We start from the raw sequence: 19,815 nt of genomic DNA on the forward strand, positions 1-19,815 counted from the left end.
GATGATCTTCCTTGGCACACTCCGCTCCGGCTCGTCGCCCAGCCCGTCCAGGCCGTGCTTGAGTAAGAGGAGCTAACACAATGCTCGGACGCGTCGGTAGGTGATCACGCAGCAGGCCAGTTTGAGGAATGCTTCGTGGATGTCGTCGCGGATGTCCCAGCGGATCCGCAGGCGGCGGAAGCCGTGGATCCAGGCGTTCGTGCGCTCTACCACCCAGCGGACCGTGCCGAGCCCGGATCCGTGCGGTACTCCGCGTCGTGTGATGACCGGCTTGATCCCGCGTTTCCACAGCAGGCGGCGGTACTTGTCGTAGTCGTAGCCGCGGTCGGCGAACAGCTGCCGCGGCCGGTGACGGGGCCTGCCGGTGCGGCCCCGGATGTGGGGTATCGCGTCGAGCAGCGGCAGTAGCTGGGTGACATCGTGCCGGTTGCCGCCGGTCAGTGTGATGGCCGGCGGGGTGCCGTGCGAGTCGGTGATGACATGGTGCTTCGAGCCCGGTCTGGCGCGGTCGACCGGGCTCGGCCCGGTTCTGGGCCGCCCCGACGTGCCTGCCGGTGCGAGCCGTCGATCACCGCCCGCGACCAGTCCAGCTTTCCGCCCCGGTGCAGCTCGGTCAGCAGCACCTGGTGCAGCCGGTCCCACACCCCGGCCTCGTGCCAGTCCCGCAGACGGCGCCAGCATGTCATCCCCGAACCGAAGCCGAGCTCCTGCGGCAGCCACTCCCACTGGATGCCGGTATGCAGCACGAACAAGATCCCCTGCAGGCACTTGCGGTCGTCCAGTGGCAGCCGGCCCGGATTCCGACTTCGTCGGGGCCGCACCGGCAGCAGCGGCTCGACCTGCAGCCACAAGTCGTCCGACACAAGCCACGGCGGGCCTTTCCCCTTCCCCATGACCCATTCAACGACCAACCGCAGCAACGGACATGCCCAAACAGAGGCTTTCTGTTAGCTCCTCTAAACGCCGCCGCCAGGTGCGGACCGTGTCCGGAGGGGGGACGCCCCAGCGCGTCCAGTACGCGGGCGACCCTCCGGTGCGCGGAAGACCGACAAGCGCGCGACGCCGCGCGACATGACTGATACCACGCCCGCCGACGTTCAGCGCCCGGCTCGCCCCGGAACGAAACGGTGGCAGAAGCCGGGCAGGGTGCGGTTCCCCGTCGCCGACGTCGGAACGTTCGCGGTATTGCCTGTGGCGGCGCCGTACCACGGCAACCGGACGGGCACCGGGCAGGACCGAGCCACGCAGGCGGCGCGGCAAGGCTGTGAACGTGACGCGGGGGCCACGGCCAGGTGTGCCCCGGGGGCAGGGAACTGTCACCACACCGGTACCGCCGCTCGTCATGGCGGCAGTGGCCGCGGAGCGACTACTTGATGGCGGGCCCCCTTGACGCGGCCGCCAGAGTGGACGCCAACTCGGCGTTCACCTGGGCCTGGTGTGTGGTCAGGTAGAAGTGGCCGCCGGGAAACGCGCGGATACGGAAGGAGCCGGTGGTGTGCTCACGCCACCGATCGGCCTCTGCGACGGTTGTCTTCGGGTCGCCGTCGCCCACCAGCACCGTGATCGGGCAGTTCACCGTAGTGTTCGGCACACCCTCGTAGGTCTCGACGACCCGGTAGTCGTTGCGCAGGGCCGGCATGGCCATCCTGAGGATCTCCTCGTCACCGAGCAGGTCCGCCTGTGTGCCGTTGAGCTGCCGCAATTCGGCGAGCATGCCCTCGTCGTCGCGCAGGTGCACGCGCTCGTCCCGTCGAGTGGCCGGCGCGCGTCGGCCCGACGCCAGGATCGCCTGAGGCGCGGCGGGCGTGTCCGCGAGCGCGAGGGCCGTCTCGAACGCGAGGACCGCGCCCATGCTGTGTCCGAAGTAGACGGTCGGCAGGAGTGTTTCTCGCTCGAGGATCGGCGCGATCCGGCTGACATACGCCGCGACGCTGCCCACCTGCGACTCATGCCTGCGTTCCTGGCGGCCAGGGTACTGGAGGACGATGATGTCGGCGGCGGCCGCGTGGGCCATTGCGACGGGATGATAGAAGCTCGCGGAGCCGCCCGCGTGTGGGAAGCACACGAGCCGCACGCGGGCACCGGCGTTGGGCCGAAAGCGGCGCAGCCAGCGGTCCGCGTCGGTGTCGGGCTGGGGCATGAGGTCTCCTCGGGGCAGTCGTCAGAGACGATTACGGCCCCATCCTGACCGGAGAATCCCCAGTATCCTGCCAACTCCCGGTGATGCACTAGGACACTCCTGCTTTCGTTGACACTGCGGACCGGCCGCTGCGAATGTCATGCACGAAGGCTGATCCCGTGAAGACCAACTGACCGTAACGGTCGTCTGTTTCCCGTTGCAGCGGAAGGGGATTTCGTGTCCAAACGTGCTCTTATCACCGGGGTTACCGGCCAGGACGGCTCGTACCTCGCGGAACACCTGTTGGCGCAGGGATATGAGGTGTGGGGCCTGATACGGGGCCAGGCCAACCCGAGGAAGTCGCGGGTCAGCCGCCTGGTGTCCGAGCTGTCCTTTGTGGACGGTGATCTGATGGACCAGGCCAGCCTCGTCTCGGCGCTGGACCGGATCCAGCCCGATGAGGTGTACAACCTCGGAGCCATTTCGTTCGTGCCGATGTCATGGCAGCAGGCGGAGCTGGTGAGCGAGGTCAACGGTGTCGGTGTGCTGCGCATGCTGGAGGCCATTCGCATGGTGAGCGGGCTGAACGCGTCCAGCTCGGCCCGGTCCGATCGGATCCGGCTCTACCAGGCGTCGTCGTCGGAGATGTTCGGCAAGGTCACGGAGACCCCGCAGAGGGAGACGACCCGGTTCCACCCTCGCAGTCCGTACGGTGTGGCCAAGGCATACGGACACTTCATCACGCGCAACTACCGTGAATCGTTCGGTATGTACGGCGTCTCCGGAATCCTGTTCAACCACGAGTCCCCGCGCCGCGGTGCGGAGTTCGTGACCAGGAAGATCTCGCTGGCCGTCGCGCAGATCAAGCTTGGGCTGCAGGACAAGCTGGCCCTGGGCAACCTCGACGCGACGCGTGACTGGGGCTTCGCCGGTGACTACGTCAAGGCGATGCACCTCATGCTGCAGCAGGACGAGCCGGGTGACTACGTGATCGGCACCGGCGTGATGCACTCGGTCCGCGACGCGGTGCAGATCGCCTTCGACACCGTGGGCCTCAACTGGCAGGACTATGTCGTGATCGACCCGGAGCTGGTACGCCCGGCCGAGGTCGAGACACTGTGCGCCGATTCCAGCATGGCCCGATCCGCACTGGACTGGTCCCCCACGGTGAAGTTCGAGGAACTGATGCAGATGATGGTCGAGTCGGACCTGCAGCAGGCATCGCGCGAGCGTGAGTACGGAGACCTGCTGCTGGCCGGCCGTTGGTGAGAGTGTGACCGAGACGCTGTCCGGCCCCGACCTGTGCAGGTGGATCGAGGAACTGCGGTCGCTCAAGGACGAGGCGGCGGCCTGACCGGTCCGCGGGCCACCGAGAGCCAGCGTGCCAAGTTCAGATTGACCGTGCGCGACCGCTTGGACCAGCTATTCGACAAAGGCGCGTTCCACGAGATCGAGCAGCTGCGCCGCCACCGCGCCACCGGCTTCGGACGGGAGGACCACCGTCCGTACACCGACGGCGCGGTCGCCGGGTGGGGCCTGGTCGAGGGCCGGACCATGTTCGCCTGCGCACGTGACTTCCGTCGGAGCCGGCCTTCCGATTCACCCTTTCCGTATCCCCGACTCAGGAGAAACTCAGCGTGAACGCATACCAGCCTCTGTCGCGCCGTCGCATGCTCGGTCTGGCGGCCCTGGGCGCCGCTGCGATCGCGGGTCACACCACGATCACCGCGGCCCCCCAGGCTGCCGCCGCCACCGCGAGCAGTGGTTCCGACAGCATGTTCGTCCCGGCCGTCGTGGTCGGCACCGGTTACGGCGCGGCTGTCTCCGCGCTGCGGCTCGGCGAGGCAGGCGTGCAGACGCTGATGCTGGAGATGGGCCAGCTGTGGAACCAGCGAGGCTCGGACGGAAACATATTCTGCGGGATGCTCAATCCCGACAAGCGCTCCAGCTGGTTCAAGTCTCGAACCGAGGCCCCGCTCGGAAGTTTCCTCTGGCTGGACCTCGCCAATCGGGACATCACCCCCTACGCGGGTGTACTGGACCGGGTCAACTTCGACCAGATGTCCGTGTACGTGGGACGCGGTGTCGGCGGCGGTTCGCTCGTCAACGGCGGCATGGCCGTCACGCCCCGGCGCTCGTACTTCGAAGAGGTGCTGCCCCAGGTCAACGCCGACGAGATGTACCGCACGTACTTCCCGCGCGCGAATTCCACCCTCCGCGTCAGCAACATCGACCAGACCTGGTTCGAGCAGACGGAGTGGTACCAGTACTCGCGTGTCTCGCGCCAGCAGGCCGATAACGCGGGCCTGAGCACCACCTTTGTTCCCAACGTCTACGACTGGGACTACATGCGCCGTGAGGCGGACGGATCGGCGCCCAAATCCGGACTGGCCGGCGAGGTCATCTACGGCAACAACCACGGCAAGGTCTCCCTCGACAAGAGCTATCTGGCGGCCGCCCTGGGAACAGGCAAGGTCACCATCCAGACACTGCACCAGGTCAAGACGGTCTCTCAGCAGAGCGACGGCACCTACCTGCTCACCGTCGAGCAGAGGGACACCGACGGCAAGCTGCTCGCGACCAAGAAGGTCTCCTGCCGCCACCTCTTCCTCGGAGCGGGCAGCCTCGGCTCGACCGAACTGCTCCTGCGCGCCCGGGAGACCGGCACCCTGCCCAACCTCAGTTCCGAGATCGGCGGCGGCTGGGGCCCCAACGGCAACGTCATGACCGCCCGTGCCAATCACCTGTGGAACCCCACGGGCACCAACCAGTCGTCCATCCCCGCCTTGGGCATCGACGACTGGGACAACCCGACCCACCCCGTTTTCGCCGAGATCGCACCGATGCCGGCGGGCCTCGAGACCTGGGTCAGCCTCTACCTGGCCATCACCAAGAACCCGGAACGCGGCACCTTCGTCTACAACGCCGCCAAGGACCGCGCTGACCTGCGCTGGACCCGGGACCAGAACGCCCCCGCGGTCGAAGCCGCGAAGTCGCTGTTCGACCGTGTCAACTCCGCCAACACCACCATCTACCGGTACGACCTCTTCGGTAAGCAGATCAAGGCATTCGCCGACGACTTCTGCTACCACCCCCTCGGCGGCTGTGTCCTCGGCAAGGCCACCGACAACTTCGGCCGCGTCTCCGGATACAAGAACCTCTACGTGACCGACGGCTCGCTCATTCCCGGCAGCATCGGAGTCAACCCCTTCGTGACCATCACAGCGATGGCGGAGCGCAACGTCGAGCGCATCATCAAGGAGGATGTCAAGGCGTCCTGACGGGCGGGTGGGGTGGGGCCAGACGTACGCCCCACCCCACCCGTGTCCTCTTCACGGCAGACAGTCCACAAGGTCTGCTGCGGAACGAGGAACACTGTGGAGCGACTCCGCTTGGGCGGGCTATCCCCGTACCGCCTGTTCGATGAGGTCGAGCGCGCGGATACTGTCCGCCGGATCGACGGGCGGTGGACCGCCGTCGTGCAGGGCCGTCGCGAGCCGGCGGTAGAACTCGCGGTAGTCGCCGGCCCGCAGGGGGACGGTGTCCGTGCCGTCGGGGCCCGCCACGACGGCGTCCCGGCCGTCCGCGTGCAGCCCGAATCCGGTGTCGCCGGGCCGCAGTCCGGCGAGGGACTGCGCCTCCTGCGGGTCGAGCCCGTCGGAGCGGAAGACGGCACGGGAGCCGGTGACCCGGAAGCGGGGGCGCGGCGCCGGGGCCACCGCGCTCATCCACAGCCGGGTCCGTACGCCGGAGACATGCCGCAGCGTGAGGAAGGACTCGTCGTCGCTCACCGCGCCGGGCCGCCGGCGGTCCAGTTCGGCGTGCACCTCGCTGACCTCGCCGAACAACTGGAGCGCCTGGTCGATCAGATGGGGGCCGAGGTCGTACAGGATGCCGCCGCCCGCCGAGGGGCCCGTGACGTCCTTCCACCCGTCGCCGACCCGGGGGCTCCACCACTCGAAGGCCGAGTCGAACTGACGGACCTCACCGAGTTCGCCCCGTTCCACGACATCGCGGAGGGTGAGGAAGTCCCCGTCCCAGCGCCGGTTCTGGAAGACGGTCAGCACCCGCCCCGCCGCCTTCGCCGCCGCCACGACCTCGCGGGCCCCGGCCGCGGTCACGGCGATCGGTTTGTCGATCACCACATGCGAACCGGCCTCGATCGCGGCGTGGGCGAGCGGCGCGTGGCTGGCGTTCGGGCTGCCGATGACCACCAGGTCGTACGGCCGGGAACCGGCGAACAGCGCGTCGGTGCCGGCGAGTATCCCGGTCCCCGGATACTCCTGACGGGCCAGACGCGCCCGCTCGGGCGATCCGGTGACGATCGCGTCCAGGGAGTAGCGCGGATCGGCGGCGATGAGCGGTGCGTGGAAGACCCGCCCGGCCGTGCCGAAGCCGATGACGGCGGTACGGATGACACTCATGGAACTGTCCCTCTTCTTGTCGTGTGCAGTCATCGGGGGCCGACGTCGGCCGGCAGCCCGGCCACGATCTCGTCCACCGCGTCGAAGAGCGCGGCGGGGATGTCGCGCTCGACCGCCGCCACGCTCTGCGCGATCCGCGAGGGGCGCGACACCCCGACGACGGTCGAGGAGATCCGCGGGTCACGGACCGAGAACTGGACGGCGGCGGCGGCGATCGGCACTCCGGCCTCCTGGCAGAGCGCCTCGATCCGGCGGATGGCCGCGAGCAACTCCTCGGGCGCGTCGCGGTAGCCGTACCGACGCGACGCGCCGGTGCCGGACGCCAGGATTCCGCCGCCGAACACCGCCGCGTTGACCACGCCCATACCGCGCCCGGCGGCGGCGTCGATGAGCCGGTCGGCCGTACGGTTCACGAGCGTCCACCGGTTGTGCGTCAGCAGGACGTCGAAGTGGCCGGTCTCCACGTACTCCCGGATCGTCTCCGTGTCACCGCCGGCCACACCGATCGCCCGCGCCACCCCGGTCTCCTTCAGCTCCCGCAGCACCTCGACCGGCCCGCCCGGCGCGGTCGCGGCGGCGAACGTCGTGTTCTCCGGGTCGTGCAGATACAGCAGCGGCACGCTGTCGACGCCCAGCCGCCGCAGACTGCCCGCGATGGCCCGGCGCATCTCCGCGCCGGAGAAATCCCCGGTGTCCAGATCACGGGTGACCTTCGTGGCGAGCAGATAGCCGTCCGGCAGCCCGCCGACCTCGGCGATCGCCGCTCCGATCCGGCGTTCCGACTCCCCCCGGCCGTAGGCGCAGGAGGTGTCGATCCCGCGGATCGGTCCGGTGAGCGCCGCGACGGCGGTCGCCACGCCGTCCTCGGCGCTCACGTCGTAGCCGAAGTTCGAGGGCATCGAACCCAGTGGCGCGCCACCGACCATGAGAGGGGTGACGGGGAGCCCGGTGGCCCCCAGGGGCCGTACTGTCCACCGCATGATCAGTCCTCCGCACTCGTCCAGTCGAAGAATCCGGCGTCCGCCGGATCCAGGTGGGCACGCGCCGCCGTACGGTCGAACTCGACGCCCAGGCCCGGGCGGTCGCCGACGGTGACATAGCCGTCCTTCACGATCGGATCGGTGAATCCGTCGACGATGTCGTACCACCAGGGGTCCATCGCCACGGGATACTCGAAGGCGATCAGATTGTCGGGCAGGGTGGCCGACACCTGGATCAGGGCGGCCAGCCCGAGCAGACCGCTGCTGACCCCGTGCGGCGCGATCCCGATCCCGTACAGATCCGCGAACTCGGCGATCCACTTCAGTTCGGCGAGGCCCCCGACATCACCGGGGTCGGGACCGATGACCCGGACGGCGCGGGTCTCGATCAGCTCACGGAAGTTCTGCCGCAGATAGAGCTGCTCACCGGTGTGGGTGGGGACCGTTGTCGCCGTGGTGATCTCGCGGTAGCCGGCGACATCGTTCCAGGGCACGAAGTCGCCCGTCAGGATGTCCTCGGCCCACGCGATGTCGAACCGCTCCAGCTCACGCAGTACCCGGATCGCGTCGGGCACCGCCCATCCGGGCCCCATGTCGAGGGCGAGGCGCCGGTCGGGGCCCAGGACGTCCTTCATGGCGGCGACCGCGTCGACCACCCGGCTGATCCCGCTCGGGGTCAGAAATCCGCGGTTGGGGTGAAGGGGGCCCTCGCGGAGGTCGTTGTAGAGAAAGCCGGGAGTGTGGGGCGCCATGAACCCGTGCAGGCCGACGCCTTCCTTGATGATGGAGAAGTTCTCCGGCGCCGCCGCCATGTACGCCATGGACGCGGCGTAGTCCTCCGGTGTGTGGGAGCCGAGCGTGGTGCGCACCCCTCCGTTGTAGACGCGGACCCGGTCGCGCACCTTGCCGCCCAGCAGCCGGTGGACGGGGACGCCGAGCGCCTTCCCCGCCACGTCCCACAGCGCGATCTCGATCGCCGAGGCGATGGCGCCCCACGGCTTGGACGCGCCCATCCTCCGGATACGCAGCATGCAGCGCTCGACCTCGGTCGGATCGGCCCCGATCAGCAGGGGCGAGAAGACACCGAGTGTCCCCGCCACATAGGGCTTGGAGTGCTCGATCTCGGCGAAACCGTCGATGCCCTCGTCCGTCAGGATCCGGAGCACGGGGGACCGGCCGATACGGGCGCAGCGGATGTCGGTGATTCTCATCCCTTGACCGCACCGCCGGTGAGCCCCGCGGTGAAGTACCGCTGCATGACCATGAACAGGATGACGATGGGTACGGTCAGGACGACGGACGCGGCCATCGTCGCTCCCCAGTCCACATCGAACTCACCGGCGAACTGCGTCAGCGCCACCGGGGCCGTACGCGACGCGGTGGACGTGGCCATCACCGAGGCGAACAGGAATTCGTGCCACGACTGGAGGAAGGCGAACATTCCCGCCGCGGCCAGACCGGGCGCGCACACCGGAAGGGTGACATAGCTGACCGCGTCGAAGCGTGAACCACCGTCGATCTGAACGGCTTCCTCCAGCTCGTAGGGGATCGCGGCAATCTGGTTGCGCACCATCCAGGTGACCAGCGGCACGGTGATCGCGAGATGCGCGAACGCCACCCCGCTCGCCGTGTCGAGCAGTTTGAGCGACGAGACGATCTGGTAGACGGGCAGCAGCACCACCGTGAGCGGCACCATCTGCCCCAGCAGGATGAACAGGGCCAGCGGCCGGGCCGAGCGGAACCGGAAGCGCGCCAGGGCGTATCCGGCGCTGAAGCAGAACAGCAGCGTCGCGATGGCCACCAGACCCCCGATGATCACGGAGTTCAGCAGCGCCTGGGGCATCGACGACGAGGTCAGGACGGTCTGGTAGTTGTCGAACGTCCAGGAGGAGGGGAACAGCCGGGCCGGTACGGCGAAGATGTCGCCGCGCTTCTTGAACGACGTCAGCACCATGACGGCGATCGGGGCCAGGCTCCATGTCAGCAGAACGGCCAGGGTTCCCCAGACGGCGGCGCGTGCGGACACGCGGCCGGCGAGCTGTCTCATCGCTGATCCTCCAGGTCGGTGCGGGTGGTCCGGGCGAAGAAGACGGCGAAGACGGCGCCGATGAACACCTGCACGAGCGCGACCGCCGAGACGAGCGTCTGATCCCCGTTCTGGAACGCCTGGTAAAGAAGGATGGGCAGGATCGTCGACGCACCGGCGGGCCCGCCGCTGGTGGCGACCCAGATGATCGTGAAGGAGTTGAGCGCCCAGACCGCGAGGGTCAGCACACAGATGCCGGTGGTGGGGCGGATGGCGGGCAGGATGATGTGGCGCAGGATCGCGAGGGACCCGGCCCCGTCGAGACGGGCGGCCTCGTACCGTTCGGCGGGAATGGTGGCCAGTGCCGCCGAGACCATGAGCATCACGAACGGCGCGGTGACCCAGATCTGGATCAGCGCGACCGCCCACAGCACGATGCCGGGGTCGGAGAGCCAGCGGACGGGCTCCGCGACGAGTCCGAGATCCAGCAGTGTCTGATTGAGGATTCCGTAGTCCGTGGAGAGCGTCCACCGCCATACGGTCGCGCCGACCACACCGGGGATGATCCAGGGGATCATCAGCAGCGAGCGCCACACTCCGACGAGCCGCAGATGTCTCGACTGGAGCACCAGGGCCCCCGCGTAGCCGAGGAGAATCCCTCCGGCCACCGAACCGACGGTCCAGTACAGCGTGTTGAGGAAGACCTGTCCGACGTTGGGGAGGTCGAAGAGGCGCGAGAGACCGGTGCCGCCGTCGGAGACGACCCGCACGATCGTCGTGACGATGGGTATCACCATCAGGACGGCCGTGAGGATCGCGGCCGGCAGGACCAGCAGGACCGGGCGGCTGCGCCGGCGCCGGAGGGTCCGCACCGCTGTGGTGTGCGTCATCGTGTCACCAGGTCCAGGATCTGGGCCGCGCCGGCGGCCGGTGTGACGCGCCCCAGCGCGACTTCTTGGATCTTGTCGTGCACCGCCTGGACGGTCGCGGTCCAGCGGGGGGCGTTGGCCGCCGGAACGGAGTGCTGGGCGAGCTGCTCGGCGTACGGCCGCCGCTCCGGGGTGCTGAACCTCGCGGCCGCGGACGCGCTGGTCCGCGCGGGGAAGGTCACGGTCAGCTCCGCCATGTTCTCCGGCCGCGCGAGGAAGCGTACGAGCTGCCGCGCGGACTCCTGGTGCGGTGCGGCCCTGGGAATGAGATAGCCCCAGCCGACACCCTGCGCGGTGCCGGGCCCGTCCGGGCCGGGCAGCAGCGCCGTCGCGACATCCGCGCCCTGCTCGATCGCGGCGTCCACATCGAACACACCGGCCGGATACATCGCGATCCGGCCCTGGAGGAACAGCTCGCGGATGCCCGTGTTGTCCAGCTCGAACGAACTCTTGCTGGCCCACCCCTCGTCCACCGAACCGCCGATGAGCCGGAGCGCCGCCTCGGCGGACTCTTCGGTGAAGCGCGGCGCGCCGTCGACGATCTTCGTACCGTCGGAGATCGCGAAGTCGAGGAAGCGCAGGGTCAGGTCGTTCGGTTCGCCCTGCATCGGCCAGGCGGTTCCCACCACCTTGCCCCGGGTGAGCCGCTTCGCGTCCTGCTCGAAGTCGGCCCAGGTGCGCGGTGGCGCGTCGATGCCGGCCGCGGCGAGGAGACGGGGGTTGTAGATCAGGGCGTTGGTCGCCCACCGGTAGGGCACGGCGTAGGTGCCGCCGTCGAAGGTGAGCGACTCGACGAGTCCCGGCGCGAAGTCCTTGACCGGCATGTCCGGGCCGTACAGCTCATGGACGTCGGCGAGCTGTCCCTTGTCGGCGTAGCCGCGTACCCGGGCCAGTGACTCGGTGATCACATCGGGCACATTGCCCGAGTCGAGTGCCACGGCGGTACGGTTCGCCACGGTGTCGCCGGTGGTCTGCACCAGCTCGACGGTGATGCCGGGATGCTGCTGTTCGAACTCCTTGACGAGCCCGGTCGCCTTCTCGTAGTCCCAGTCGGGCACCCACCAGGCGACGGTGTTGTCGCGCGTTCCGCCTTCCACGATGTTGTAAGCGGTCGTGCCCGCGACGGTGAGCACCGCCGCGATGACCACACCCAAGAAGAGCCGGGTCCGAGGCATCATTGCCATCTTCGCTCCGTTGGTCGAATACTCCCTGTTCGCGGCTCATCGTGTATCCTGTCATTACAGGATGTCAAGGACTCTCGCCGAGGTTTGTGGGACGCGGACCGGCGGTGGGAGGGAGAACGAAAGGCCCTAGGATCCAGTGGACGCGGACGCTCTCAACAGGCAAGGGGTTTGGGTGACATGAGGGGGAAGACGGGGAGTGCCCGGCCGGTCGCCGCCGGTACGGGCGGAGCGTCCGGAGGTGTGTCCGCGATCGACCGTCGCTCGGACATACCGTTCTACGCGCAGCTCAAGCGGCTGCTCCGGGAGGACATCGCGGCCCGCGGTCTGGAGCCCGGTGACCGGCTGCCCGGGGACCACGAACTCTGCGACACGTACCAGGTCTCGCGCACCGTGGTGCGACAGGCGCTCCTGGAGCTCGAACACGAGGGCGCGGTCCGCCGGGAGAAGGGCCGCGGTACGTTCGTCGGCGACCCCCGGACCTCGCACGGCTTCGGCGGCGCGCTGGTCGGCACGTTCGAGGACATCCAGGGCAACGCGGGCGAGCAGCGCTCGCGCACCCTGTTCCGCGGTGTCGTCGCCGCCACCGCCCAGGTCGCCCGCGATCTCGCCGTGCCCGAGGGCGCGGACGTCGTGGAGATCCGGCGGGTCCGCGAGGTGGACGGGGTGCCCTGGGCGTTCACCCGTACCTTCCTCCCGCTGGATGTCGGACAGCCGCTCCTCGACATCGAGTTGGAGGATGTCTCCCTCTTCGGCGTCCTGGAACGGCGGTTCGGCATCAGGTTCGAGCGCGCCCGGCGGTCGGTGGAGGCGGACGTGGCGAACGAGACGGTGGCCACGGCCCTGGACTGCGCTCAGGGCGCGGCGGTCCTGGTGATGCGGAGCGTCTCCTTCGACCGGGCCGGCCGGCCGATCGAGCGGTTCACCGGATTCCACCGCGGTGACCGCAGCCGTCTGAACGTCGAGGTGGTCCACTCGGCGGACGGCTGACCCGGCGCGGGGCGCGGCGGGTGCACGCGCCCGGCCCGGACCCGCTCGCGCGGGGCCGGGCCGGGCGGCGGTTCCGCTCCGCTCAGTGCAGGGTCGCCAGCACGGAGGGGCTGTAGGCGGCGGCCCGGTCCAGCTCGCCGCGGAGCGCCAGCGCCGCCCAGTCGGGGTTGGCCAGCAGCGCCCTGCCCACCGCGACGAGATCGAACTCGTCGCGCTCCAGACGGGCCACCAGCTCACCGATGCCGGTCGCACCGGACGGCGCGGTGAAGCCCGAGGTGAAGTCCCCCTCGCCGTACTGCCGGTCCATCCCGACGGAACCGACCGTCACGGTGGGTCTGCCGGTGAGCTTGCGCGCCCAGCCTGCGAGGTTGAGGGGGCTGCCGTCGAACTCGGGCAGCCAGTAGCGGCGGCTGGAGCCGTGGAACACGTCCACTCCGGCATCGGCCAGCGGCGTCAGCAACTGGGCCAGCTCGTCGGGGGTTTCCGCGATCCGGGCCTCGTAACGGCCCAGCTTCCACTGCGATATCCGGAAGAAGACCGGGAACTCCGGGCTGACGGCCGCGCGGACGGCCCGTACGACCTCGGCGCCGAAGCGGGCGCGGGAGGCGGGGCCGCCGCCGTAGCGGTCACCGCGCCGGTTGGTCGCGCCCCACAGGAAGCTGTCGATCAGATAGCCGTGCGCGCCGTGCACCTCGACGCCGTCGAAGCCCAGCCGCTCGGCGGCGCCGGCGGCCTCCGCGTAGGCGGCCACGGTGTCGTCGATGTCCCGCAGGGTCATGGCCCTTCCGGCCGGTTCGCCCGCCAGTCCGAGCCCGGACGGCCCCTCTGCGGGGGGCTCCGTCGCGGTACGGGTGACGCCGGTGTGCCACAGCTGCGGAATGATCCTGCCGCCCGACTCGTGGACCCGGCGCACCACACGCGCCCAGCCGTCGAGCGCCCGCTCGCCGTGGAAGTGCGGCACGTTGTCGTACGCCCCGGCGGCGGCGCGGTTGATGTAGGTGCCCTCCGTGATGATCAGCCCGGCCTGGTGGGCCGCCCGGCGGGCGTAGTACTCGGCCACGTCCGGGCCCGGCACACCGCCGGGGGACGCGGTCCTGGTCATGGGGGCCATCACGATCCGGTTGGGGACGGTGAGACCGCCTACGGTGAACGGTTGGTCGAGACTGGCCATCGTTCCTCCCGAGTCGGAAGCGGGCGGTGCGGGGAGTTCGCGTTCGAAGGTCGCGAGGGGATAGTGCACGATCGCCGGCGCTTTTGGCTATACCTTCCCGGCGCTGAATGACATCGGGCGGAGAAGCCGGGGCGCTGCATTGCGCGATGCGATCCACTGCAACGAAATTGTTTGGTTGACCGTGCGGATGACGGCCACGACACTCGGTCCAGTGGCTACGCAGATGCCCCGGATGGAAAGGGTGGAATCGTCGATGACGAGCCAGAACCGTCCCGCCGAAACGGCCGTCAGGGAACTGGCGGGAAAGAAGGCGGTGGTCACCGGCGGCAGCCGCGGTATCGGCGCCGCGATCGTACGGAATCTCCTCGCCGCCGGTGCCACCGTGGTCGCCGGCGCCCGTTCCGCCGACGCCGGTGAGCCCGCCGGCGCCACCTTCGTCAAGGCCGATCTCAGCACGTCCGACGGGGTACGCCAGTTCGCGGACGCCGCGCTGGAGACGCTGGGCGAGGTGGACATCATCGTCAACAACGCGGGCGGCTGCCGCTCGTTCCACCGGGTGCTGGATCTGGAGGCGGACTGGCAGTACACGATGGATATCAATTTCCTGGCAGCCGTCCGGCTCAATGCGGCGCTGGTGCCTTCGCTCCGCGAGAACGGCGGCGGTTCGATTGTCCACGTATCGTCCATTGCCACGGTCGCGGCATATCCGATTCTCTATCACTACGCCGCCGCGAAGTCCGCGCTGGAGACATACAGCAAAGGACTCGCCGCCGAGCTGGCACCGGACGGTATCCGCGTTCTCTCCGTCTGTCTGGGAAATGTGGCGACACCCGCCTCCGAGATCGCGCGCCGCCAGGTGGTCGAGTATTTCGGCGGTGAGCCCGACGCCGCCGCACTGGAGGAACTCGCGGGGAAATGGGCCGCCGAAATTCCCCTCGGACGTATGGGCGAGTCCCAGGACATCGCCGACGCGGTGGGCTTTCTGGTCTCCCCCCGCGCATCGTGGATCACCGGCAGCAACATCGTCATCGACGGCGGCAAGACCGCCGGCCTGTCCTGAGCGCACGGATCCGGCACCCGCGCGGCTGCCGGCAGACGCGATGCCACCACACCGCGGGCCATCGCCCCAGCATGGAAGGACGGACACGATGACCGCGACAGGGGCGGATGCCCGGGCGTACCCGTTCGGACCGGTCCACCGGCTCGACCTCGATCCGGCGCTGGCCGCGATCTGCGGCGAACAGCCGGTGCTGCGCGTACGCCTGCCCTTCGGCGGCGACGGCTGGCTGGTCACCCGGTACGCGGACGTCAGGACCGTCCTGGCCGACCCCCGGTTCAGCCGCGCCGCCGCGGTCGGTGACCATGTGCCCCGCACGGTCGCCGCCGGGCTGCCCGCCACCTCGATGCTCAGCATGGACCCACCGGACCACACCCGGCTGCGGCGCAGGGTGGCCAACGCGTTCACCACCCGCCGGATCAGGGAACTGCGCCCGCGCGTCGAGGAGATCGTGCACGGCCTGCTGGACACCATGGTGGCCACAGGCGCGCCCGCCGATCTGACCGAGGCCCTGACCTGGCCGCTGCCGATCACGGTGATCTGCGAAATGCTCGGTGTGCCGATCGCCGACCGCGACGGATTCACCGAGTGGGTGGACGGTCTGCTGACCCTCTCCGACCCGGCGGAGTCCGCGCGGGCCCGCGAGCGGCTCGACCGGTATCTCGCCGGTCTGATCGACCTGCGCCGCACCGCCCCCACCGGCGATCTGCTCGGCGAACTGGTCGCGGGGGAGCGGGAGGACCCGCTCGGGGAAGAGGCACTCGTCGGCCTCGGAGTCAGTCTGCTCTCCGCCGGCCAGGAGGCCACCGCCAACCAGATCGGCAACTTCGTCTACACCCTGCTGACCCGGCCGGGCCTCTGGCGGCAGCTCGCCGCCGACCCCGCGCTCATTCCCCACGCGGTCGAGGAACTCTCCCGGTTCATTCCGATCAGCGCCACCGCCGGTTTCACCCGTATCGCCACCGAGGACGTGGAACTGGGCGGGCAGACCATCCGGGCCGGCGACGCGGTGGTGGCCGAACTGGGCATGGCCAACCGTGACCCCGAGGTGTTCGACCGCCCCGGGGAGATCGACTTCCACCGGGAACGCGTCCCGCACCTCACCTTCGGACACGGCGTCCACCACTGCCTCGGCGCGCAGCTGGCCAGGATGGAGCTGAGCGTCGTACTGGAGATCCTGACCGGCCGGCTGCCCGCCCTCCGGCTCGCCGTCGACGAGGACCAGTTGGCCTGGCGGACCGAGCGCCTCGTCCGGGGAGTGGCCGCACTGCCGGTCCGCTGGTGAGGCGACCGCCGCCACCCCGGCCCGGCGACATCCTCGAACACACCAAGGGAGAGATGTTCATGGCCGGGAAACACAACGGTACACACAACGAGAATCACAACGGGACACACGACGGGAAACACGAGCCGACCGGGCCCGCTCCCGGCCGGGGACTGGCCGACGTACTGGCGTCCGTCGACCCGGGCGAGGCGCTCGCCGAGGTCATGGCGGCCATCTTCGAGAACCACGGGGACCGGCCGGCGCTCGGGGAGCGCGCGGTGTGCCCCACGACCGGCCGTCTGCTCCCGCGCTTCGACACCGTCACCTACCGCGAACTGTGGGCACGCGTCCGCGCCGTCGCGAGCCTCTGGCACCACGCCCCGGAGTACGCCCTGAGCCCGGGCGACCGCCTCGGCACCCTGGGTTTCACCGGCATCGACTACGCGACGCTCGACCTGGCGTGCATCCACGCCGGCGTCGTGCCCGTACCCCTCCAGTCCAGCGCGCCGCTGTCGCGGCTGAGACCGGTCGTCGCGGAGACCGAGCCGCGTGTCCTCGCGGCGAGTTCCGAGTATCTGGCCACCGCGGTCGACCTGGCGCTCGAAACACCCTCCATCCAGCGCCTGATCGTGTTCGACCACCGCCCCGGCACCACAGACCACCGCCCCGGCACCACCGGTCGGCACGACGCCCTGGCCGCCGCCCGCCGGCGGCTGGACGAGGCCGGCAGCCCGGTGGTCCTCGACACACTGAGCGACATGATCGAGCGCGGCGGCCGGCTGCCGCCCGCGCCGCTGTTCACCGCCGGCCCCGGCGAGGACCCGCTGTCCCTGCTCATCTACACCTCCGGCAGCACCGGCGCCCCCAAGGGCGCCATGTACACACAGCGGCTCGTCGGCACCGCGTGGTACGGGTTCAGCTACGGACCGGCGGACACACCCCCGGTCAGTGTGCTCTACATGCCGCACAGCCATCTCGCCGGCCGCTATGCGCTGATGGGCTCCCTCGTCAAGGGCGGGGTCGGCCACTTCACCGCCCGGAGCGACCTGTCGACACTGTTCGAGGACATCGCGCTGGTGCGCCCGACGGAGCTGACCATGGTTCCGCGCATCTGCGACATGCTGTTCGAGCGGTACCGCGGCGAAGTGGACCGGCGCGCCGGGGAACCGGGCGACATCGGCGCGGCGGTCCGCGAGGACCTCCGGGAGAACGTCCTCGGCGGCCGTGTCGCCAAGGCGTTCGTCGGGACAGCCCCGCTCTCCGCCGAGACCGCGTCCTTCGTCGAGTCCTGCCTCGGCTGCCATCTGTACACCGGGTACGGCTCCACGGAAGCGGGCGGAGTGCTCCTGGACACGGTCGTGCAGCGTCCGCCCGTGACCGACTACAAGCTCGTGGACGTTCCCCAGCTCGGCTATTACGGCACCGATGTGCCGTATCCCCGGGGCGAGTTGCTGCTCAAGTCGGAGACGCTCGTCCCCGGGTACTACAAGCGCCCCGAGCTGACGGCCGCGCTCTTCGACGAGGACGGCTACTACCGGACCGGCGACGTCTTCGCCGAGCTGGGGCCCGACCGGCTGGTCTACGTCGACCGAACCAAGGACACCCTGAAGCTGTCCCAGGGCGAGTTCGTGGCCGTCTCCCGGCTGGAGACCGTCTTCCTCGGCAGCCCGCTCGTCCGGCAGATCTACGTGTACGGCAACAGCGAGCGCGCGTACCTGCTCGCGGTGGTCGTGCCCACGCCGGACGCGACGGCCGCCTGCGGCGACGACCCCGCCCGGCTCAAGCCGCTGATCGCCGCCTCGCTCCGGCACCTCGCCAAGGAGGCCGGCCTCAGCCCGTACGAGATCCCGCGCGACTTCCTGATCGAGACCGAACCCTTCAGCACCGGCAACGGGCTGTACACCGAGAGCCACAAACTCCCGCGCGTCCGGCTCAAGGAGCGGTACGGCGACGCCCTCGAACGGCGGTACGACGAGCTGGCCGGAAGACAGGACCGGCAGCTGCACGCACTGCGGCGGACGGGGCCGGGCCGCCCGGTGGCGGAGACCGTCGGCCGGGCCGCCCAGGCGCTCCTGGGACTGCCGGCGGCCGACCTGAGCACCGACGCGCACTTCACCGACCTCGGCGGGGACTCCCTGTCCGCGCTCGCCTTCTCCCGGCTGCTCCAGGAGATCTTCCACACGGACGTTCCGGTCGCGGTGATCATCAGCCCGGCCAACGACCTGGCGCGGGTGGCGGAGCACATCGAGACACAACGTCACACCGCTACGGAACGCGCCACGTTCGCCACGGTGCACGGCGCGCACAGCACCGAGGTCCGCGCCGCCGATCTCACCCTGGACAAGTTCCTCGACACGGCCACACTCGTCGGCGCCCCTGCCCTGCCCCGTCCCGACGGGCCCCCGCGAACCGTCCTGCTGACCGGCGCCAACGGCTACCTCGGCCGCTTCCTGTGCCTGGAATGGCTCGGCCGGCTGGCGGCCACCGGCGGCAGGCTCATCTGCCTCGTCCGCGGCGGCGACACCGATGCCGCGACGGCAAGACTGGAGGAGTCCTTCGGCAAGGGGGACGACGAACTGCTCCGGCGGTACCGGGAGTTGGCCGAGGGAACCCTCGACGTGCGCGCCGGGGACCTCGGCGAGCCGCGGCTGGGCCTGACGGAGGCCGCCTGGGACGAGCTGGCGCGCACGGTGGACATGATCGTCCATCCGGCCGCCCTCGTGAACCACGTACTGCCCTACAGCCAGTTGTTCGGCCCCAACGTCGCCGGCACCGCCGAGGTGATCCGGCTGGCCCTCACCGCCCGGCTCAAACCCGTCACCTACGTGTCCACCGTCGCTGTCCACCTCGGGACCGGGGCGGCGGCCCCGGACGAGGACGCCGACATCCGCGGCATCAGCCCCGTACGGACCGTCGACCAGGGATACGCGAGCGGTTACGCGACCAGCAAGTGGGCCGGCGAGGTCCTGCTCCGGGAGGCACACGAGCGGTGCGGTCTGCCGGTCGCCGTCTTCCGGTCCAACAACGTCCTCGCGCACAGCGGCTGGCACGGACAGCTCAATGTGCCCGACGTGTTCACCCGGCTGCTGCTCAGTGTGCTCGCCACCGGCCTCGCGCCGGGTTCGTTCTACCGGGGCAAGGGCGCACGCGCCCATTACGACGGCCTGCCGGCCGACTTCACGGCCGAGGCGATCACCTCACTGGGCGCGCGGGCCACCACCGGCCACCGGACCTTCAACGTGGTGAACCCCCACGACGACGGCATCTCGCTGGACACGTTCGTCGACTGGCTCATCGAGGCCGGACACCCCGTCCGGCGGATCGACGGCTACGACGCGTGGCTCACCCGGTTCACGGTCGCCCTGCGCGCCCTGCCGGAGCGTCAGCGCCGCCTCTCGCTGCTTCCCCTGCTGCACGCCTTCGCCCGGCCCGAGGAGGAGGTCAGCGGTTCGGCGCTGCCCGCCGAGCGGTTCCGGGCCGCCGTGCGGGCCCGCGAGACCGGGTCCGGCGAGGACATCCCCCGCCTGTCGGCCGCCCTCATCCGGAAGTACGTCACCGACCTGCGCCAACTGGGCCTGCTGCTCTGAGAGAGGTGAGCGGCGGCCCGCCCCGAAGCCGTGTGCGGTTCTCCCGCACACGGCTTCCGCGCGTCCGGGCGGTTGTGTGTCCGTGCG

The 19,815-nt window shown here is 69.8% G+C and carries 15 protein-coding genes and 1 pseudogene; 7 read left to right on the plus strand and 9 right to left on the minus strand.

Annotation, left to right across the window (positions count from 1 at the left end):
- Positions 1 to 72: 72 nt before the first annotated feature.
- Together DVK44_RS34040 and DVK44_RS34045 are read right to left on the minus strand one after the other, a co-directional pair.
- A protein-coding gene (locus DVK44_RS34040) for an IS5 family transposase (protein WP_408055377.1) occupies positions 73 to 893 on the minus strand; the annotation gives its coding sequence in 2 pieces (ribosomal slippage) (positions 73 to 533 and positions 533 to 893; 822 coding nt in all).
- A gap of 473 nt (positions 894 to 1,366) precedes the next feature.
- On the minus strand, positions 1,367 to 2,140 hold the full coding sequence (locus DVK44_RS34045; protein ID WP_114664461.1) for a thioesterase II family protein: 774 nt from the start codon (positions 2,138 to 2,140) through the stop codon (positions 1,367 to 1,369).
- A gap of 216 nt (positions 2,141 to 2,356) precedes the next feature.
- Between DVK44_RS34045 and DVK44_RS34050 the strand changes: the two genes are divergently transcribed.
- The 3 genes and pseudogenes from DVK44_RS34050 (at position 2,357) to DVK44_RS34060 (ending at position 5,400) form a co-directional block, all read left to right on the plus strand.
- Positions 2,357 to 3,388 carry a GDP-mannose 4,6-dehydratase gene (locus DVK44_RS34050; protein WP_114664462.1) on the plus strand — a complete coding sequence of 344 codons (1,032 nt, stop codon included), beginning with the start codon at positions 2,357 to 2,359 and terminating at the stop codon, positions 3,386 to 3,388.
- A gap of 33 nt (positions 3,389 to 3,421) precedes the next feature.
- Positions 3,422 to 3,700, plus strand: a pseudogene (locus DVK44_RS34055) (carboxyl transferase domain-containing protein); the annotation flags it as partial.
- An 89-nt stretch (positions 3,701 to 3,789) separates the two neighbouring features.
- On the plus strand, positions 3,790 to 5,400 hold the full coding sequence (locus DVK44_RS34060) for a GMC oxidoreductase (protein ID WP_114664464.1): 1,611 nt from the start codon (positions 3,790 to 3,792) through the stop codon (positions 5,398 to 5,400).
- A 120-nt stretch (positions 5,401 to 5,520) separates the two neighbouring features.
- Here the strand turns inward: DVK44_RS34060 and DVK44_RS34065 are convergent, their stop codons facing one another.
- The 6 genes from DVK44_RS34065 to DVK44_RS34090 are packed head-to-tail and all read right to left on the minus strand — an operon-like array spanning position 5,521 to position 11,662.
- Positions 5,521 to 6,543 (minus strand): Gfo/Idh/MocA family protein, encoded by a 1,023-nt coding sequence (locus DVK44_RS34065; protein ID WP_114664465.1) that lies wholly within the window; start codon positions 6,541 to 6,543, stop codon positions 5,521 to 5,523.
- A gap of 29 nt (positions 6,544 to 6,572) precedes the next feature.
- A complete protein-coding gene (locus DVK44_RS34070) occupies positions 6,573 to 7,523 on the minus strand; it encodes an aldo/keto reductase (protein WP_114664466.1) in 951 nt (316 codons plus the stop codon).
- Positions 7,524 to 7,525: 2 nt separating this feature from the next.
- Positions 7,526 to 8,734, minus strand: a complete 1,209-nt coding sequence (locus tag DVK44_RS34075) for a mandelate racemase/muconate lactonizing enzyme family protein (protein ID WP_114664467.1) — start codon at positions 8,732 to 8,734, stop codon at positions 7,526 to 7,528.
- The gene (locus DVK44_RS34080) at positions 8,731 to 9,570 is read right to left on the minus strand and encodes a carbohydrate ABC transporter permease (protein ID WP_114664468.1); all 840 of its coding nucleotides are present in this window, start codon (positions 9,568 to 9,570) and stop codon (positions 8,731 to 8,733) included. Before DVK44_RS34080 ends, DVK44_RS34075 begins: the two co-directional genes overlap by 4 nt.
- Positions 9,567 to 10,439, minus strand: a complete 873-nt coding sequence (locus tag DVK44_RS34085) for a carbohydrate ABC transporter permease (RefSeq protein ID WP_114664469.1) — start codon at positions 10,437 to 10,439, stop codon at positions 9,567 to 9,569. The genes DVK44_RS34080 and DVK44_RS34085 overlap by 4 nt, the downstream gene beginning before the upstream one ends.
- The gene (locus DVK44_RS34090) at positions 10,436 to 11,662 is read right to left on the minus strand and encodes an ABC transporter substrate-binding protein (protein ID WP_114664470.1); all 1,227 of its coding nucleotides are present in this window, start codon (positions 11,660 to 11,662) and stop codon (positions 10,436 to 10,438) included. The genes DVK44_RS34085 and DVK44_RS34090 overlap by 4 nt, the downstream gene beginning before the upstream one ends.
- Before the next feature lie 177 nt (positions 11,663 to 11,839).
- Between DVK44_RS34090 and DVK44_RS34095 the strand changes: the two genes are divergently transcribed.
- Complete coding sequence (locus DVK44_RS34095; protein WP_114664471.1) at positions 11,840 to 12,649, plus strand: GntR family transcriptional regulator; 810 nt, start codon at positions 11,840 to 11,842, stop codon at positions 12,647 to 12,649.
- An 82-nt stretch (positions 12,650 to 12,731) separates the two neighbouring features.
- Here the strand turns inward: DVK44_RS34095 and DVK44_RS34100 are convergent, their stop codons facing one another.
- Positions 12,732 to 13,820, minus strand: coding sequence for an NADH:flavin oxidoreductase (locus DVK44_RS34100; protein ID WP_114664472.1), 1,089 nt, complete (start codon positions 13,818 to 13,820; stop codon positions 12,732 to 12,734).
- A 253-nt stretch (positions 13,821 to 14,073) separates the two neighbouring features.
- On the opposite strand from DVK44_RS34100, the gene DVK44_RS34105 reads away from it, so the two are divergent.
- The 3 genes from DVK44_RS34105 to car all read left to right on the plus strand — a co-directional run bounded on the left by DVK44_RS34105 (position 14,074) and on the right by car (position 19,728).
- Positions 14,074 to 14,880, plus strand: coding sequence for an oxidoreductase (locus tag DVK44_RS34105; RefSeq protein ID WP_114664473.1), 807 nt, complete (start codon positions 14,074 to 14,076; stop codon positions 14,878 to 14,880).
- 88 nt (positions 14,881 to 14,968) lie between these two features.
- Positions 14,969 to 16,162 (plus strand): cytochrome P450, encoded by a 1,194-nt coding sequence (locus tag DVK44_RS34110; protein WP_114664474.1) that lies wholly within the window; start codon positions 14,969 to 14,971, stop codon positions 16,160 to 16,162.
- A gap of 59 nt (positions 16,163 to 16,221) precedes the next feature.
- Positions 16,222 to 19,728 carry a carboxylic acid reductase gene (gene car, locus DVK44_RS34115; protein ID WP_114665618.1) on the plus strand — a complete coding sequence of 1,169 codons (3,507 nt, stop codon included), beginning with the start codon at positions 16,222 to 16,224 and terminating at the stop codon, positions 19,726 to 19,728.
- Positions 19,729 to 19,815 lie beyond the last annotated feature (87 nt).

The sequence above is a fragment of the Streptomyces paludis genome (assembly GCF_003344965.1).
GTDB lineage: Bacteria > Actinomycetota > Actinomycetes > Streptomycetales > Streptomycetaceae > Streptomyces > Streptomyces paludis.

Coding starts and splice junctions, on each gene's coding strand:
- DVK44_RS34110 (WP_114664474.1), top strand. CDS start 14,969: ATGACCGCGACAGGGGCGGATGCCCGGGCGTACCCGTTCGGACCGGTC.
- DVK44_RS34075 (WP_114664467.1), bottom strand. CDS start 8,734: ATGAGAATCACCGACATCCGCTGCGCCCGTATCGGCCGGTCCCCCGTG.
- DVK44_RS34070 (WP_114664466.1), bottom strand. CDS start 7,523: ATGCGGTGGACAGTACGGCCCCTGGGGGCCACCGGGCTCCCCGTCACC.
- DVK44_RS34045 (WP_114664461.1), bottom strand. CDS start 2,140: ATGCCCCAGCCCGACACCGACGCGGACCGCTGGCTGCGCCGCTTTCGG.
- DVK44_RS34100 (WP_114664472.1), bottom strand. CDS start 13,820: ATGGCCAGTCTCGACCAACCGTTCACCGTAGGCGGTCTCACCGTCCCC.
- DVK44_RS34065 (WP_114664465.1), bottom strand. CDS start 6,543: ATGAGTGTCATCCGTACCGCCGTCATCGGCTTCGGCACGGCCGGGCGG.
- DVK44_RS34095 (WP_114664471.1), top strand. CDS start 11,840: ATGAGGGGGAAGACGGGGAGTGCCCGGCCGGTCGCCGCCGGTACGGGC.
- DVK44_RS34085 (WP_114664469.1), bottom strand. CDS start 10,439: ATGACGCACACCACAGCGGTGCGGACCCTCCGGCGCCGGCGCAGCCGC.
- DVK44_RS34060 (WP_114664464.1), top strand. CDS start 3,790: ATGCTCGGTCTGGCGGCCCTGGGCGCCGCTGCGATCGCGGGTCACACC.
- DVK44_RS34090 (WP_114664470.1), bottom strand. CDS start 11,662: ATGGCAATGATGCCTCGGACCCGGCTCTTCTTGGGTGTGGTCATCGCG.
- DVK44_RS34105 (WP_114664473.1), top strand. CDS start 14,074: ATGACGAGCCAGAACCGTCCCGCCGAAACGGCCGTCAGGGAACTGGCG.
- car (WP_114665618.1), top strand. CDS start 16,222: ATGGCCGGGAAACACAACGGTACACACAACGAGAATCACAACGGGACA.
- DVK44_RS34080 (WP_114664468.1), bottom strand. CDS start 9,570: ATGAGACAGCTCGCCGGCCGCGTGTCCGCACGCGCCGCCGTCTGGGGA.